This is a genomic window from Companilactobacillus ginsenosidimutans, from assembly GCF_001050475.1.
In the GTDB taxonomy this organism is placed as follows: domain Bacteria; phylum Bacillota; class Bacilli; order Lactobacillales; family Lactobacillaceae; genus Companilactobacillus; species Companilactobacillus ginsenosidimutans.
The window spans coordinates 2,160,434-2,177,257 of sequence record NZ_CP012034.1; the positions used below are offsets into that span (position 1 = coordinate 2,160,434).

13 protein-coding genes are annotated in these 16,824 nt (G+C 36.5%); 6 read left to right on the top strand and 7 right to left on the bottom strand.

Annotated elements, in window-relative coordinates; translation table 11 throughout:
• Positions 1-51: 51 nt before the first annotated feature.
• Both ABM34_RS10810 and ABM34_RS10815 read right to left on the bottom strand, forming a co-directional pair.
• Positions 52-1,221 carry an iron-containing alcohol dehydrogenase gene (locus tag ABM34_RS10810; RefSeq protein WP_048705679.1) on the bottom strand — a complete coding sequence of 390 codons (1,170 nt, stop codon included), beginning with the start codon at positions 1,219-1,221 and terminating at the stop codon, positions 52-54.
• 168 nt (positions 1,222-1,389) lie between these two features.
• A complete protein-coding gene (locus ABM34_RS10815) occupies positions 1,390-2,754 on the bottom strand; it encodes an Nramp family divalent metal transporter (RefSeq protein WP_048705681.1) in 1,365 nt (454 codons plus the stop codon).
• Between the two features lie 204 nt (positions 2,755-2,958).
• Between ABM34_RS10815 and ABM34_RS10820 the strand changes: the two genes are divergently transcribed.
• On the top strand, positions 2,959-3,426 hold the full coding sequence (locus ABM34_RS10820) for a hypothetical protein (RefSeq protein WP_048705683.1): 468 nt from the start codon (positions 2,959-2,961) through the stop codon (positions 3,424-3,426).
• Positions 3,427-3,477: 51 nt separating this feature from the next.
• On the opposite strand, the gene ABM34_RS10825 is transcribed toward ABM34_RS10820, so the two are convergent.
• Positions 3,478-5,097 (bottom strand): ABC transporter permease, encoded by a 1,620-nt coding sequence (locus tag ABM34_RS10825; protein ID WP_048705685.1) that lies wholly within the window; start codon positions 5,095-5,097, stop codon positions 3,478-3,480.
• Positions 5,090-6,019: an ABC transporter ATP-binding protein gene (locus tag ABM34_RS10830; RefSeq protein ID WP_048705686.1), complete on the bottom strand. Its 930-nt coding sequence runs from the start codon at positions 6,017-6,019 to the stop codon at positions 5,090-5,092. Before ABM34_RS10830 ends, ABM34_RS10825 begins: the two co-directional genes overlap by 8 nt.
• A 193-nt stretch (positions 6,020-6,212) precedes the next feature.
• Here ABM34_RS10830 and ABM34_RS10835 point away from each other — a divergent pair, with 193 nt between their 5' ends.
• The 3 genes from ABM34_RS10835 to lepB all read left to right on the top strand — a co-directional run bounded on the left by ABM34_RS10835 (position 6,213) and on the right by lepB (position 8,445).
• Positions 6,213-6,815, top strand: coding sequence for a TetR/AcrR family transcriptional regulator (locus ABM34_RS10835; RefSeq protein WP_048705687.1), 603 nt, complete (start codon positions 6,213-6,215; stop codon positions 6,813-6,815).
• Between the two features lie 100 nt (positions 6,816-6,915).
• A complete protein-coding gene (locus ABM34_RS10840; protein ID WP_048705688.1) occupies positions 6,916-7,692 on the top strand; it encodes an SLAP domain-containing protein in 777 nt (258 codons plus the stop codon).
• A 102-nt stretch (positions 7,693-7,794) separates the two neighbouring features.
• Complete coding sequence (gene lepB, locus ABM34_RS10845) at positions 7,795-8,445, top strand: signal peptidase I (RefSeq protein ID WP_053084471.1); 651 nt, start codon at positions 7,795-7,797, stop codon at positions 8,443-8,445.
• 40 nt (positions 8,446-8,485) lie between these two features.
• On the opposite strand, the gene ABM34_RS10850 is transcribed toward lepB, so the two are convergent.
• Entirely contained in the window at positions 8,486-9,034 is a 549-nt protein-coding gene (locus ABM34_RS10850; RefSeq protein WP_048705689.1) for a helix-turn-helix domain-containing protein, read from the bottom strand.
• A gap of 148 nt (positions 9,035-9,182) precedes the next feature.
• Here ABM34_RS10850 and ABM34_RS10855 point away from each other — a divergent pair, with 148 nt between their 5' ends.
• Complete coding sequence (locus ABM34_RS10855) at positions 9,183-11,318, top strand: M13 family metallopeptidase (protein ID WP_048705690.1); 2,136 nt, start codon at positions 9,183-9,185, stop codon at positions 11,316-11,318.
• A 41-nt stretch (positions 11,319-11,359) separates the two neighbouring features.
• Here ABM34_RS10855 and ABM34_RS10860 read toward each other — a convergent pair whose 3' ends face one another.
• Positions 11,360-12,247, bottom strand: coding sequence for a LysR family transcriptional regulator (locus ABM34_RS10860; RefSeq protein ID WP_048705694.1), 888 nt, complete (start codon positions 12,245-12,247; stop codon positions 11,360-11,362).
• Positions 12,248-12,397: 150 nt separating this feature from the next.
• Positions 12,398-13,813 (bottom strand): DASS family sodium-coupled anion symporter, encoded by a 1,416-nt coding sequence (locus ABM34_RS10865; protein WP_048705696.1) that lies wholly within the window; start codon positions 13,811-13,813, stop codon positions 12,398-12,400.
• Between the two features lie 553 nt (positions 13,814-14,366).
• Here ABM34_RS10865 and ABM34_RS10870 point away from each other — a divergent pair.
• Positions 14,367-16,721 (top strand): FAD-binding protein, encoded by a 2,355-nt coding sequence (locus ABM34_RS10870; protein ID WP_048705698.1) that lies wholly within the window; start codon positions 14,367-14,369, stop codon positions 16,719-16,721.
• The last annotated feature ends 103 nt before the right edge of the window (positions 16,722-16,824 follow it).

The window sequence follows — 16,824 nt, forward strand, 5'->3', positions numbered from 1 at the left end:
TGCACAAAAAAATACAAGCCCGGGGGGACTTGTATTTTTTTTTGTTATAAATTATTCAGCATCATATGCTTTTTGGAATAATTGAACGATTTCGTCTTTGTTACCCTTACGAGGGTTTGAGAAGGCATTTCCATCTTTCAATGCATTTTCAGCCATAAGTTCGAAGTCTTCTGGTTTTGCACCGATAGCTTTGATACTACGTGGAATACCAACATCATCAGCCATTTGTCTCATAGCTTTAACAGCTAGTTGAGCGGCATCACGTGTTGAAAGGCCACTGATATCTTCACCCATTGCAACAGCTAATTCAGCGAATCTTTCTGGGTTAGAAACAATGTTATATTCCTCAACGATAGGTAGTAAGATAGCACAACATACACCATGTGGAGCATCATATTGACCACCAAGTTGGTGAGCCATTGCGTGAACATAACCAAGGTCAGCATTGTTGAATGCCATACCACCAAGCATTTCAGCTTCAACCATCTTAGTACGAGCTTCAACATCGTGACCATTTGAGTAAGCTTCACGAAGTGAGTGTTCAACTAATTTGATACCTTCAAGACATTGAGCATCTGTGATTTCGTTACGGTTAGTTGAAACATAAGGTTCTATTAATTGAACAAATGTGTCCATACCAGTTGCGGCTGTAAGTTTCTTAGGAACATCCAACATCAACATTGGATCGTTGAATGATACAAGTGGAATATTTCTCCATGAAACAACAACGAACTTAAGGTGTGTTTCAGTATTTGTGATAACACAGTGTCTTGTAAGTTCTGAACCAGTTCCGGCAGTTGTATTAACAGCCATCAATGGTGGTAAGGCATTTTCAAGTGTTTCGATACCAGCAAGTTTTGTGATATCGTCACCGTTTGTCAAAATAATACCAGTACCTTTACCAGTATCGTGGGCAGAACCACCACCAACAGTGATGATACCGTCACAATCATTGTCTAAGTAAACTTTTTTAGCAGCTTGAATGTTATGTACTTTAGGGTTTGGTTCAACACCATTATAAATAGTGTATTTTACGCCAGCCTTTGTAAGTGAATCAAGTGTTTGGGCAACTGGGCCGTTGTCGACACTTTCCAAAAATTTATCTGTGACAATTAATGGGTTTGTCATATTTAGCATCTTGGCACGATCACCAATTTTTTCAATAACACCAGCACCGAAGAAGTTGACACTAGGCATTAAGAAATCAAAATTTTCTTTCATAAGAGTTCCTCCTCTTTTACAAAATCAATTTTATATATTAATGAAAGGCTTTTCAATAACTTTGTTACATCATTAACAAATTGGACATAATTTTATAACAAATTTTCAAATAATAAATTTGAACAAAAAAAATAGATGTTTTCTAGACATCTATTTTGAATTATTTGACTATGCAGTTGGGTTGAAAGTTGTATAAATCAACCATAGGTTTAAGATTGTTAAAATTACGGCAATAAAGTAACCTAGATATTTTATAATTTTGTTATTCTTAAATTCACCCATCAATCCTTTATCACTAGAATACTTAATTAGTGGGAAGATTGAAAATGGTAAGGCAATACTCAAGAATACCTGTGAAAGTGTTAACAACTGTTCAATTTTCGCTTCGTTACCGTGATAGATTACCGCGAAGGCGATAACTGGAATGATTGAAAGCAAACGTGTAATAACACGTCTTGCCCAAAGCTTCATCTTCATGTGGATGAAACCTTCCATAACGATTTGACCAGATAGGGTACCAGTGATTGTTGAATTTTGACCTGATGCCAATAGGGCAACGGCGAATAATGTACTCAAGACTGGACTAGCAACAGCACCGGCAACTTTTGGATCTTGTAAAGCATTGTACAAATCAACGAATCGACCTAAGTCACTCTTTGTACCGTAGAATAAAGCGGCACCTAGAAGAAGTAACAATGTGTTAACGATGAAAGCTAATGTCAGTTGAATATTTGAATCCCAAGTTGAGAATCTAACAGCTTGGTGAATACTCTTTGGATCATTTTTGTCGTATTTTCTTGCCTGCGAAATAGAAGAATGTAGATACAAGTTATGAGGCATAACTGTAGCACCAACAATACCTAATGACAGGTAGAGCATACTTTGATTTTGAAGAATAACTGGGTCTGGAATGAAACCAACAACCATTTCTCCAAGATTTGGTTGAGCTAAGATAACTTCGTAAAGGAAGACTACCAAGATAACCAAGATTAATGCGGCAACGATGGCTTCGATTTTTCTGAAACCTAATTTCATTAAAACGAGTAGTAGTAAAACATCGAATGCGGTAATTATAATACCCAATAATACTGGAATATTGAATAATAGCTTTAAGGCAATGGCTGAACCAATGATTTCGGCGATATCCGTCGCCATAATCGCAAGCTCAGTGATTATCCAAAGGAAGATTCCCCCGGCTTTACTTGTATTTTCTCGCGTTAATTGTGCTAAATCTTTTCCTGTAACAATCCCCAATTTTGCGGACATATATTGTAACAACATAGCAATTAAACTGGAAATCAAAATAACTGTTAGCAGTTTATATTTGAATTGAGCACCACCGGCGATTGATGTTACCCAATTACCTGGATCCATGTATCCAACAGCAACAAGTGCTCCTGGGCCACTATATGCAAGAAGGGTTTTGAAAAATCCTGCATTAGTTGGGACTTCAACGGTATTATTAATCTCTTCTAGAGATGGACCGTTGGCATAATGGATTAGGCCTTCGTGTTTGTCTTTTTTATCACTCAAGCTTATTTCCCCCTTTTGTTTCTCAAATTATAATAACACTCAATGAATAAGTATTAAACCGGTATAAGAAATAATTTAGGCATGCTTAAATATATTTATATAGTTTAAAAAAGAATATTATTTTTTGAGAAAAACTGAGCAAGTGTTTGAAATACTAATAGAGGTAACTTACAATACAGATACAAGAAAGGAACGGTGAAGATTATGTATGGAATAATAATTTTTATCGACGTTGTATTCTTAGTAGGAGCTATCTTTAGTATTTATTGGCAATCACAAATTGAAATCAGAGCAACCTATAAGTTCTCAACTCTGATTTTTGCTGTATTTGTTGGTGCCTGGCTAATGGTTTCGCCGGTCAATCGCCTTGCATACATCTTCATGGTTGCTGAATTCGTTACGATTACAGTCATGAATGGTGTTGGCGGCATCGGTAATAAGAAAATCATTTTGAGTGGTTTTTATTCTGGAGTGTTGGATTATTCACAAATCGTTCATGTTACCTTGATTCCAATTGAGATACCTGGACAAGGTGAGCGAGTTGCAGTTATTTTCAACACTAAGCGTCCCCAACAAATTGAGCTCAATTTTAAGAGATCATACAAGGAAATTGAAAAATTTTTACAAGATAAACTTTCAAAAGATGTCCAAGTTGAGATTGGGCAAGTTTAAGTTGAATCTAAAAAGTCCAGCAATATCAAATTTGATATTACTGGACTTTTTTTAATTGGCGCCATTGATGTCGCGGTTGATGTAACCGATATATCCAATGGCTATTAGAACAACTCCGATGGCAATTTGCCACCAGAAAGTTCCAGGATCAAGTGTGTGAACTGGAACCTTTGGTACATATCCAAAAGGTGTTAATTTTGACCACCATTCAGGTAATTTAATTAATTTTCCAAAGTATTGAATGAAAAGTGCCACGATTAAATATCCATATCCTAAGTTAGCTAGTTTTGGAGTCCAGCCGATTAAGGCGGCCGAAATACCTAGCATAATTAACATTGGTGAGATATATCCATAGAAACCACGCATGAAAATGTGCAAGCCGATTGGGTGTGTCATTGAATAAACTCCACCTAATTGTAAGCCCCAAAGTGTCATGAAGAGAACTAAATAAGTTGTGAATAAAGCTAAAGTTAATGTGTCAGTAAATAATCTTGCTCTACCAACAGGTTTAGCATGAATCATTTCCAAAAATCCTTTGCTTTCACCAGTTTTTAGATAGTTGATAAGTTGTACTCCGGGTATGGTTGATAACACTCCGAAGACTATCATCAAAACACTGGTGAACTCTTTGATAATCAATATGTTAGCTTCATGCACTGCGTTTGGACCCAGCAATGTACCAATTGTAGGATTTGTTTTCAAGATATCTCCAATTGAATTGAAGATGGATCCATAAGTAAATCCGAGAATCATCATACCGATTGCCCAGACAATAATAGTTGTTCTGTGTAATCTCCAAAATAGTCCTAGAGGTCCGTTTAAAAACACGGAGGCCCGAGCACGTCCGGCCCGAGTTGCGATAACGCCGGCTCCCATATCGCGTTTTTGATTAATTATCATTGCTAGAATAGCGACGATAATTGAGAAAGCTAGCATAAGCCAAACTGGGGTCCAGTCGTTATTTTTATAAGTTGAGAATTTTTCGACCCAGCCGAAAGGCACCCACCAAGTTATTTTAGGATTTGAAACATCAGTCATCATTCTGGCGATGTACATAATTCCGAAAATCAAGTATGCCAGGATTGAAGCGGAACGTGAATTGTCAACAAGTTGTGCAACGAAAGCAGCGATGCTGGCAAACATTAATCCAGAAAAGCCTAAACCGATTCCCAATAGGAAGTCACCATTGATATCAGTTCCATCCAAGTTTGCGGCAATTAGTCCTAGTGAATAAAATAGTCCAATTCCTAAATTCAAAATGACAACTTCAATTAAAGTTGCAGTTAAGTTAGAAATTTTTCCAACAGCGTGAGAACGAATCATTTCGAGAATTCCTGAGTCTTCATCACCACGAGTATTCTTAATGACAATTGAGTAATTCATAATTGCGGCCATAATTGCCATGAATACGGTCATTTCAGCTGCAAAGATATCAGCAGTTGTGTAAGGACCAGCTGGCATTTTTCCGAAAAGGGATGTCATCGCTGGTGACTTTAAAGTAGAAACGATTGATGCAATTGAAGCTTTCGTTCCATAAAGTGAAGTGAATTTAGCAGCAACTGCGGCGAAGAGGCCACCCATTGCGACAAGCCAGATAACTAATTTCAACCAGTCTTTTCGAAGACTTAATCTGGTTAAAAATCCAGTTCTGGCAAAATTGCGGCTATCCATTGTTAGCACCACCTTTTTCTTCGGAGTCGGAATCATAATATCTCATGAATAAATCTTCCAAAGTAGGTGGAGTTGATTGTAAGCTGACAATTTGTTTTCCAGACAAATATGCCATGATTTTTCCAATGTGTTCAGTATCGACTGAGAATTGTTGAAGTCCATTTTCCTGAGTTATGACATTGTGAACGCCTTCCATCGAAGAAAGTTCTGGTGTATCCTCAATAGTTTTGAATTCAACCACTGTTCTAGTTAGGTGACGCATCTCAGCCAAAGTACCAGTTTCAACGACTTCACCTTTACGAATAATTCCGATGCGGTCACACATTTTTTCTACTTCTGACAAAATGTGGCTGGAAAGAAGCACGGCTTTACCGTTTTTCTTCAATTCTTCAACGGATTGTTGGAAATATTCCTCATTTAAAGGATCAAGGCCAGAAGTTGGTTCATCGAAAATGTAGAAATCAGCATCAGTTGAAAAAGCAGCTATTAATGCCACTTTTTGACGATTACCTTTCGAGTATGTCCGAGCTTTCTTAGTAGGGTCAAGCTGGAATCGTTTGATCATTTCATCAGTTTTGGAGGAATGCTTGCTGCCACCAAGTTTTAAGAACAAGTCAATGATTTCGCCACCAGTCAAATTTGGCCACAAGTAGACATCGCCAGGTACGTAGGCAATTCGTTTGTGGATTGAAACTGCATCCTTGAAAACATCCTTGCCGAAAATTGTTGCTGTTCCACCGCTAGCACGCAGAATTCCTAATAGAGTTCTGATGGTAGTTGATTTACCAGCACCATTAGGCCCGATGAATCCGAAAACTTCACCAGGATAAACATCGAAAGTTACGTTTTTTAAAGCTTTAAATTTTCCAAATTGTTTTTGCAAATTATCAATATGTAAAATTGGTTGATTTGAATAGTTCATATTACACCCCCGAGAAAGTGAACTATGCTTCTTGAATAGTTCACTATTTACTCGTATAGTATAGCCAGTTATAAGGGCTGTCAATCCTGATATACCAGGAAACTGAACTATTTTATAGCCATTTTTATGAAACGTTATTACTACAAGTAAATAACTGAAATATTTTAGCAAAATAATTTTGGAGGCGATGATGATGGATGGGAATCAATTACGTAAAAACAAGAAAAAAGAAGATATTAAGAATGCCGCATACAAGATGTTCATGACTTATGGATTCAAGAAAACATCAATTGCGCAAGTAGCAAAATTAGCCGGATGTTCTCAAGTAACGCTGTATAAATATTTTCCCAGTAAAGTCGATCTCGGGCGTGCAATTGTCATGTCTTTGATTGTTGACGGTTATGATGAGTACGACAAGCAACTGGATGATACCAGCAAATCATTCATGGATAAAATGCAAGATATGATGGTCAGCAGTGTCAATATTTCAGATAACATCAATAACGATTTTTTCAAATTTATGATTGATGAATTCCAAGGGCGCAACGGCGACGACCATGTTATGAAAAAGTATGACATGCTTAAATTTGGATTTTGGCGGAAGTTATTGAATCAAGGTCGTGCAGAACATGTGGTTAGTGATGAAATATCTGATTATGGTGCAATGATATATTTAGATATGTATGTCCAATATGTTATGCGTCCGGGTGGAGTCTCTTATAAGAACGCGGTTGAAATGAAGAAGCATGAGAAAGAATTGGTACACATGTTTTTCTACGGGATAATTGGCAAGTAATTGGCTGACAAGCCAAAACTAACTGAGACTAATCTCTCAGTTTTTTTTATTGGTTGTATAACCAAGTTTTATACGTTAATCTTTATTCGAGGTGAATATTATGGAAAAAATTGTAGTTAGTTTATTTGCAGGATTATTACTGCTTGGAACTGCCAGTACTCTAGACGTATCAACTGCTTCAGCTGATTCAAGTGCCACAGCCACAGAACAATCTCCAAGTGAAAACTACGTTGTATTTATGATTACGGGGAATGCTTCAGTTTACGGACCAAACGGAATGGATTTGAAGATGCCAGCACCTATTAGCAACAAGTCGTATCAAGTTTCAACTAAGGATATCGTTACGTTAAAGGATGGAACAGTTCTTTATCCAATCAACAACGATAACCAATATGTTAAATCGACTGAGGTTGAAGTTGCACAGAACAACGAAGAACCAGCCGATAATTACATTGCTTTCATGATTACGGGAAATGCTCCAGTTTATTCTCCAACTGGCATGGATTTGAAGATGTTAGCACCAATTAGTAATAAAAATTATGAAGTTTCAACTAAAGACATTATCAAATTAGATGATGGAACATATTTATATCCTATTAATGATTTTAATCAATACGTTAAATCGACCGATGTCGAACAAGCTTTGAACTCTGAAACACCTATTCAGTGGAAAACAACACCGCTAGATACAATCGTTCATACTAAAGATTTGATTGGTATACCTTTATATGATCAAGATGGAAATATTATCGAATATCAAGCACTAGGCGCTGATTCATATTGGTACACAGATAAAAAGATTGAGAATCCAAAAACTGGTGAAGTCTTCTATCGAGTATCAACCAATGAATATGTAAGTAGTGTAGATATAATTTAATTTATACAAAAAATCTTTCGATATTTTGAAAGATTTTTTATTTTGTGCGGTATCATATAAGTGCGATATATCAAATGATGAGGGTCAATTGAGGTCGAGGATATGCACAACTTAAAAGATAAATTCCTAGCGATGTTTCAGTGGAAGTATTTCATTCGAACGTTGTTAATCGTAATTCTGATTTTTTGCTCAATATATTTCAGCTTTCAATATATCTTTTCCAAAAATTACATCACCGGTCCATCGATGCAGCCAAATTTTTACACGGGCAATCACGTGATCTCAGTTCGCCATGCAAAAGTTAATCGTGGGGATGTAATTATTTTGCAAGCTCCGGATGAGAAAAACGCTCTGTATGTTAAGCGCGTTATTGGATTACCAGGAGACACACTTACTTCAAAGAATGGAACACTTTATATTAATGGAAAATTGTATAAAGAACCATTTTTGAAAAAGGGTAACTTGATGACCGAACCATTGAATTCTATTTATGCCGATATGGCTTATTCCTACACCTATTCGTTCAGTATTAGTTCACTTGCTGAGACTCCAAATTGGGAAAAGTTTTATAGCAAGTCATATTTGAAAAAATTGCAGAAAACAAATCGAATCCCTAAGGATAGTTATTTTGTAATGGGTGATCACCGAACAGTTTCTAAAGATAGCCGAGAGATTGGGTTTATTGATCGAAGTAAAATAGTGGGGCGAGTGTCGCTAAGATATCTTCCGCTAAATAAATTTACGTTCTACTAAAAAAAGACGACCATAAGGTCGTCTTTTGCTTTATGCAAAACTAGTGAATTAACAAAATCAAACCAGTGAATGGTTTGTAAGTATTAAAGCCATTTACCATTTCATCAAAGAAACTAGGTAACGCACCAATCATGAGTGCTGCGACGAAAATAACTAATAAGATAGAAGATTTTTTAGAAAGAGCTTGGTTTAATTTATTCCAGTCAATTGTGAATAATAACCATACGAATGAAATAATACCTACGATTTGAATAATGTTGACGAAAACATTTCGATCTACGCCAATCAATAGTAATGCGATATAAATAATAATTGCCACTGGTATCAAAGCAAGGAACACACCTAATAATGTGCTGGTAGATTTTTCTTTTTCTAGTTTCATCTTCAGGTCATCATCCTTTTTAATGAGTTCATCAAGGGATATTCCGAACAAGTCACTAATTGCTACAACGTTGGCGAAACTAGGTAGAGAAGTTTCATTTTCCCATTTTGAAATTGACTGTCGAGAAATATGAAGTTCATCCGCTAATTCTTGTTGAGACATGTGATGTTGTTCGCGTTGGTTTTTCAATTGTTGACTAATTTTCATGATATTCTCCCTCTCTTCACTTTCAATATTAAGTGACGTGTCATAAAAATGATAGAACCTACTGGTTGCACTTCGTAAAATTGCATAAATATTATTGTGTTAATTCTATTCTACAAGCATACTAATAGCATGAAATAGGAGGGGACCTATGAAATTTAAGGGGACTACATTAATATGCACTGCTGTATTAACGCTGATATTGGGGATGGGGATTGAAACACAAACAGTTCAAGCTTCTGATACTAGTTCAATAGATTCAAACGAACATGTGGAACATTCCAGTGCCGTTATAACGGACTCCGGAGATGCAACTGGGAATGATTTGGTTGTCCAACCCAATGAGATATTGGATAGTCATCCATATAATAGTCATTATCCGGGTGGAGATTTTAACATAACTCCGGATGAGGCTACTCCAAAAAATAATTTTTACGTCGCTTCAGAAAGGGATTATTTGCAGGCAGCAAATGCATTTTCCTCTGAACTAACTGAACAAAATTCTACCGATCAAAGTAGTCCTGACCAACAAGTGATTACTCAGAAGTTTGACGAAATTACTGCAGGAGATGAACAAGTCCCAAACGAAAATGTTCAAAAAGCGGTTAACTATTATCAAAATTACATTGATCAAATGAACTCAAATAATATAAATTATGATGCCTTTAAATCAGATATTCAGAGCATTGCTGATATCAATAACTATCAAGAACTGTCTAACCGGTTACCTGAATTAGCTAGGAATGGATTTGAATTACCATTTCAATTAGATTGGATGCCAGGATATCTTGCCCAAGGACAGAACGTTTTAATATACAGTCATCCTAATACTGGTAATATTCCATCTACTGGGCTAGGTGAGGATGAAACTACTAGTAAATCTGAATATTATGAGAGTAATTCCAAATTGTTTAGTATGCTTGGATTCAATCAGACAGATACTGAAAAGATACTAACAAATGCAATTAATTTCAATTCATTACTGAACGAAAGTATCAGAAGTGATACTGACCCTGCTTTTATCAAGGCGCTAACGGATAAATCTAGCATTATTCCTATTGACAGTTTCTATAACCAGACGGGAAATTTAGATTTTAAAACATATGTGAAGAATGCATATCCGGATGCATCGAAAATATTGATTGCGGACAGTCCGTTTTTGACAAAAGCTTCGAGTATCTTTAATCAGAGTAATTTTGAGATGATGAAAGATTGGATTCTAACAACAAATATTCAACTAAATTATTATTATTTTGGTAAACCAGGTCAACAAGCAAATAATATTCTTACTGGTGGGCAACCTGATTTAGAATCGGATGCTTACGATGCAATTCAGGGTTATTTTAGTGATATTCTCAGTAATTATTATGGTCAACAAACACTTCCAAACTCTGCTGTTCAAAAAGTAACTACTATGATCGACAATATTATTGCAGCATATAAACAACGAATTGAGAAGAACAATTGGCTAAGTGATTCTGGAAAAGCCAGTGTTTTAGATAAGTTGAATAATATGAAAGTCTATGTTGGTTATCCATCGAAAGTTCCAGAAAAAGGTGATTTTTCATCTCTAAACTTATCTCAAGGTGAATCAATTAGAGACATGGAACGGGAAATTAATAATTATACATTTGATCTGCACACAAAAGAGTTTAGCCAGTATGCTCCGTATACAGCATGGCAAACTCCAAGCTGGTATCAAAATGCTGAGTATATGTCAGTTGATAATTCATTTACGATTTATGACGGTATATTAACAACTCAATATATTTCGGATGATTATTCTGATTCTCAAAATTATGGTGGATTAGGCGTAGTCATTGGTCATGAAATATCGCATGCTTTCGACAGTGATGGTAGTCACTATGACAAGGATGGAAATTATTCCGATATATGGACAAGAGAAGATAGACAAAACTTTACTAATTTAACGGATAAAATGGTTAAAGAATATAATGGCGTTCCATTATTTGGACATTCAATTAATGGTGAAAATACTTTGGCTGAAAACATTGCCGATAACGGTGGTTTGAATGTTGCATTAGAAGTTGCAAAATCCTTACCAGATTTCAATGCAAATGAATTCTTCACTGCATATGCTCAAACTTTGGCTGCTCCCGTAGATGCATCGTATTATTCGGAAGATGCGTTTAAAGAAAGTCATAGTCCCGATGCTTTAAGAGCAAATATTGGTGTCCAAAACCTAGACGATTTCTACAAAACATACGACGTCAAACCTGGAGACCCAATGTGGTTAGATCCAGCTAAACGTGTAAATATTTGGTAAACAAAAACGGCATTGATGAATTATCTTCAATGCCGTTTTGTTTAGTTTTGGTCTTTGATATTTTTGAGAAGTTCAATACATTCCTCTTGATGTTTATTGGGAATGAATGATTTTCTAACTGCCATTTGCATATAGCAATCGATTGATTTGCTTGGTTTTAATGGGATTTTTACGACGTCATGACTTAACGTGACTGAGCCATCGATTACGAATCCTATTCCAAGATTGCGTGCTACTAATTTTTCGACTAACTGACTACTTGGAGCTTCGTAAATAATTTTTGGTTTTACGTTGCTGTTTTCGCAGTATCTTTCCAACGCATTACGGGGGAGTGATTGTGGTTGACGAGCGATGATTTGAAATTGCTGCAAGTCTTTAGCTTCAATCATGTGTAGATGACTTAGTGGGTGATGAATATTTGCTAGGACGCATAGGGGATGTGTTTCAAGGGGATATACCTGGAGATCATCTGATATTAATGGCTCTAGGGATGAAAAAATTGCGGCGTCTAATTTGCGATTTCTCAAGTGGTCGAGTAAGTGTTCGGAGATGTCTACTTCGGTTGTGACAGCGGGCAACAATTTGTGATGGGCAAAAGTTTGGACTACTCTTGGCAACCAGATTCCGCCGGCTACATGGGAAAATCCGAGTCGAACTTTTTGATCATCGGCATGTTTAACTTCTGATTCTAGCTGGGAGAATTCTTTGATTAATCTTCGAGCCTTGATGTAGAGAACTTCACCAGCAGATGTAGTGATTAAGCCTGAACTATGTGCAGGATGGTTCATTAGTTGTGTATTGTATTCAGACTCCAATCTTTTTAGTGCCACAGAAATCGCTGGTTGTGTCACTTGAAACTTTTTAGCAGTTGCGGTGTAGCTTCCGGTTTCAACTAAGTCGCAAAAATATTTTAAATCTCGCTCATTCATCAAAATTCCCCCTAATAAATTAATTCAAGTATATCCTAATTTTAATAACTGTTTATAAAAATAGGTTGTAACAACATGAAGGTTATCGTGTGGTTACAACCTATTTTTTGTTCATGAAAATAAATTTTAGTACCAATGGGTTACTATTTTTTACCAAAGGCCTATGACTTTAGTCCATAACAGACCGCCGCCAAGCCAGATCACGATGAAAATGACACCAATTATGGCGTTTAATTTCCACCAATCTTTATTTTCCACATAACCAGTACTTGAGAAGAAGGCTGCGGTACCAGATGAATATGGGGAAGTTGATAAGAAAATTGAACTACAGAATGCTAACAATAATGCTGCCAATGTTGGTGGAACTCCTGTACCGATTGCGACTGAAAGGAATCCAGCATACAAAGCTGAAATTTGTGTGGCAATACTTGGGAACATGTAGTGAACATAGAAATAAACTATGAATAAGATCACTAGAACCCAGATCCAAGGCATTCCGTGCAATGCGTGTCCTAAAACTTGTGAGAACCATGGGAAGAAACCGAGTGTCATGAGTTTTTTAGACATTAGCATGATGACGGATAGCCAAATCAAAATATTCCAAGCAAAGCTTTCGTTCAACATATCTTTAGTTGATATGACCCCAAAAATTAATAGGATTGATACGGCAATAAAACTGACTTCAGTGGCGTCGATTCCAAAGTGTGGACCAACAAGCCATAAAATAATTGCAAGAATAAATGTTGCTCCCATAATTTTTTCACTCATGCTCATTTTACCGATTTGTTTTAATTGATCTTCGGCCCATGCGTGAGCGTTTGGAGTTGATTTAATTTCGGGAGGATAGATTTTATATATTACGAATGGAATTATTAATAATGAAAGAAAACCTGGTACACATGATGCAGCAAACCATTGTAGCCAAGAAATTGTAATCCCTTGTGTCTTGGCAAATCCTAGAGCAATCATATTTCCAGCTAAACCTGTTAAGAATAAACCAGAAGTAATGTTATCAATTTCGTATTCGTTAAAAATTAAGAATGAACCCAATTTACTTTGAGTTCCTTTTTTAGGATCGGAACCCATCTCACGTGATAGGTTATCGATAATAGGATACATAATACCGTTTGCTCTGGCATTATTGCTTGGAATTCCAATTGCCAGAACCGTTTCTACAGCAGTAAGTGCATACGCTAATCCTAAAGTATGTTTACCAAATAATTTGACGAAAATGTAAGCAATACGTTTTCCCAAACCTGATTTGATAAAACCTGCAGCCATAAACATACACATGGCAATTAACCAAGATGTTGAATTACCAAATCCTGAAGCAACTTCGTCCATTGAAAAAATACCAGTCATTGTTGCGATAGTGATTCCAATTAAAGTTGTTCCCATCATAGGAATAGGTTTTGTGACACAGGCAACGATAGTTGCAATGAAAATAGCAAATAGATGCCAGGCAACTGGACTGATCTCTCCCGGTTTAAACGGTGTTAAAAGCCAGATACCAATACCCAAAACTAAGGGTAGTATGAAAGCTTTCCAATTTATTTTATTAATCATGGTGTGGACCCCTCTATGTGACTCATTGATATTTTGGTATTTCCAATTAGTCTGACAACGTAACCAGCGTTGACGGAAAAATTGATAACAAATTCACATGAACGATTAATCCCACACAGTTTTGAATTTTCACTTTGTATCATAACTTTTATTTTGATGATGTGCAATGAAAGTTATAAATTTATTTTTATCTTATGAAAAAATTTAATTTGTTAGATGCTAGTATTTCAACAATTCACTGATTTATATGTGTGCGTTCAGTAGTTTCTTCTATTAAGGAATTAGGATGCTTCCAAACAAATATTTTCTTTAAAGCATAAATACATTTTATGATTTCCAAACTAATTTTTGGGTACAATAAGTGGTTTATGTGATTAAATGAGCTTAATATACACCGAAAATAAAAATAATTTTACTGTTATGACAAGGCTTACAACCACTTGACCAAAATTTCACATTGTCTTTTTAAAATTTACCCTTATACTCCACCTTGTGAACAACCACACACAGATAATTTTGAATTTTACTTTTAAAAATAAGAGGACTGTTAACTATGAAGTTAGTCGCAATCGTTGGAACAAATGCAGAAACGTCTTATGATCGAGAATTGCTACATTACATGCAACGACACTTTAGTAAGAGCGTCACAATGACGGTCGCTGAAATTAATCAAGTGCCACAATTTAATGCACCACATGAAAAGGATGAATTACCAACCGCTGTTAAACGTTTGGCAACAAAGATTGAAGCCGCAGATGGTGTCGTAATTAGTGTTCCAGAAGATGAGAAAGTCGTCCCAGTTGCTTTAAAAGACACTATTGAATGGTTGTCATCAACTATTCATCCACTAATCGGTAAAAAAATAATGATTGTCGGAACATCATTAGGAGTAAAAGAGTCGAACAGTGTGCAAGACAAATTACGAGAAGCTCTCATTGCCCCTGGTGTTGAAGCAAATGTCCTACCAGGGAATGAATTTTTGTTAAGTTTCGTTGATAATGCATTTGATGGTCAAGGCAATTTAATTGATGCTCCAACAGTTAATGCTTTAGATAGTAGTTTTGATAATTATCTTAAATTTATTAATAACAATAGTGAGACTCCCGCACTAAACGTAAAATGGGATGGAAATTATGATGTAATCGTACTTGGATTTGGTGGAGCTGGAGCTTCTGCAGCCAGATTTGCCGCTGACCAAGGCGCTCATGTGTTAGTCGTTGAGGCTGCACCTTATGGACGTGAAGGTGGAAACACACGTTATTCAGCTCAACACGTTGTTATGGGTAAAGACTCAAACGAATTGACTGAATACTACAAGGCTTTGGGCTATCCATATACTTATCCAGAAAAAACTTTGGAAGCCTACATTAAAGGTATGAGTCATATTCCAATGTACTTTGAAAAATATTTAGGAATCAAAGCCGTTAGCTGGAAATATGATATTAAACCTAGTGATCCTGTTGCTAATAAGAAAACTATGGCTGAATATCCTGAACTACCTGGTTCAGATACAGTTGATTTTGCCTTGGTTCACAGACGTGATGCTGATGCAGGATTATGGAAGATTCTTCGCCAACAAGTCATGGATCGTACCGACATGATTGATATTTGGTTAAACTCACGTGCTGCCAAACTTATTCAAGAACCTGTAACTGGCGTAGTCCGTGGTGTTCAAATTAATCGTGAAGATAAACTTTTAAATATTCATGCTAAAAATGGTGTTGTACTTGCTATGGGTGGTTTCGAAAATAATCCTGAATTAGTTCAAACATACCTTCACAGCAAACGCTTAACTCCACTCGGGACACTATATAACCGTGGTGATGGTATTAAAATGGCTCAAGAAGTTGGCGCAAAAATGTGGCACATGTCTACTTATGAATCACATGGTGTCTTGCCAGGATTGACTTTCAAAGAGGCAGAAGATGAACGTGGTCGTCAACTAAATTGGCCACTACTCAAGAAAGGTAGTATTTTGGTTACCGCTGATGACGGAACTCGTTACTTCCCAGAAGATTCGCCACACAGACATGGCCACATTCAAACTCATGGATCATGGCTGATTCCACAGAAGAATCTCCATCCTTATCTAGTTTTCGATCAAGCGCAATATGACGAATTCGAGAAGCAACTGACAGACAACGGTCAATTACCATATCCTGAATTTATGGAAAAATTGATTTCGGCTAAAACACTTGCTGAATTAGCTGGACAAATGGATGTGCCTGCTGGCAATCTTGAAAAAACAATCGCAAACTTTAATCAATTTAAAGAAGCGGGAGAAGACTATGCCTTTGGACGTCATCCTGAAAGCATGCGTAGCTTTGATGATGGACCATATTACGCAATTGCAATGGCTAATGATGTCTTGAATACACAGGGTGGTCCTCAACGTAATGAAAAAGCTGAAATTCTAGATACTAATAGCAATCCAATTCCTCATCTTTATGGAGCTGGTGAACTCGGTGGCGTTATTGCTAACAACTATCAAGGTGGCGGTAATTTAACTGAATGTCTTGTCTTTGGTAAACTTGCAGGGGAAAGTGCTGCTACAGCTAAAGAGGATGCTGATGAAGTTAATGCCACTGACGCCAATGGTATTAACGATATCGTTGATACTGAAAGTGCTGCAAAGGTTACACTTGGAGATAACCAATATTTGGGTAGTTCAAATAGTGGACTTGGTGGCAAAATCACGGTTCGTGTTACTTATCAAAAAAATAAAATTGAAGATGTCGAAGTTATGCAACATCACGAAAGTGAAGATGTTGGTTTAGTTGCTGTTGACGAAATGCCAAAAGAAATCGTCGCCGCTAACTCAACTGATGTTGATGTGGTCGCTGGTGCATCTGCATCTAGTCGTGCTATTAAAGAAGCAGTTCAAGATGCAATAACTCAAGCTGAATGAGTTTTTTCAAAAAAATGCCCTGAACATAATCGTTCGGGGCATTTTTAACATCAATATTTAATTGAAAAAGTAATAACTGTATATCATAATATCTATATTCAAT

What these genes read in the sequence shown, in the direction of transcription:
- ABM34_RS10865 (WP_048705696.1), bottom strand. Translation starts at nt 13,813, where the DNA reads ATGATTAATAAAATAAATTGGAAAGCTTTCATACTACCCTTAGTTTTG.
- ABM34_RS10860 (WP_048705694.1), bottom strand. Translation starts at nt 12,247, where the DNA reads ATGAATGAGCGAGATTTAAAATATTTTTGCGACTTAGTTGAAACCGGA.
- ABM34_RS10830 (WP_048705686.1), bottom strand. Translation starts at nt 6,019, where the DNA reads ATGAACTATTCAAATCAACCAATTTTACATATTGATAATTTGCAAAAA.
- ABM34_RS10835 (WP_048705687.1), top strand. Translation starts at nt 6,213, where the DNA reads ATGGATGGGAATCAATTACGTAAAAACAAGAAAAAAGAAGATATTAAG.
- ABM34_RS10820 (WP_048705683.1), top strand. Translation starts at nt 2,959, where the DNA reads ATGTATGGAATAATAATTTTTATCGACGTTGTATTCTTAGTAGGAGCT.
- ABM34_RS10870 (WP_048705698.1), top strand. Translation starts at nt 14,367, where the DNA reads ATGAAGTTAGTCGCAATCGTTGGAACAAATGCAGAAACGTCTTATGAT.
- ABM34_RS10855 (WP_048705690.1), top strand. Translation starts at nt 9,183, where the DNA reads ATGAAATTTAAGGGGACTACATTAATATGCACTGCTGTATTAACGCTG.
- ABM34_RS10825 (WP_048705685.1), bottom strand. Translation starts at nt 5,097, where the DNA reads ATGGATAGCCGCAATTTTGCCAGAACTGGATTTTTAACCAGATTAAGT.
- ABM34_RS10850 (WP_048705689.1), bottom strand. Translation starts at nt 9,034, where the DNA reads ATGAAAATTAGTCAACAATTGAAAAACCAACGCGAACAACATCACATG.
- ABM34_RS10810 (WP_048705679.1), bottom strand. Translation starts at nt 1,221, where the DNA reads ATGAAAGAAAATTTTGATTTCTTAATGCCTAGTGTCAACTTCTTCGGT.
- ABM34_RS10840 (WP_048705688.1), top strand. Translation starts at nt 6,916, where the DNA reads ATGGAAAAAATTGTAGTTAGTTTATTTGCAGGATTATTACTGCTTGGA.
- lepB (WP_053084471.1), top strand. Translation starts at nt 7,795, where the DNA reads ATGCACAACTTAAAAGATAAATTCCTAGCGATGTTTCAGTGGAAGTAT.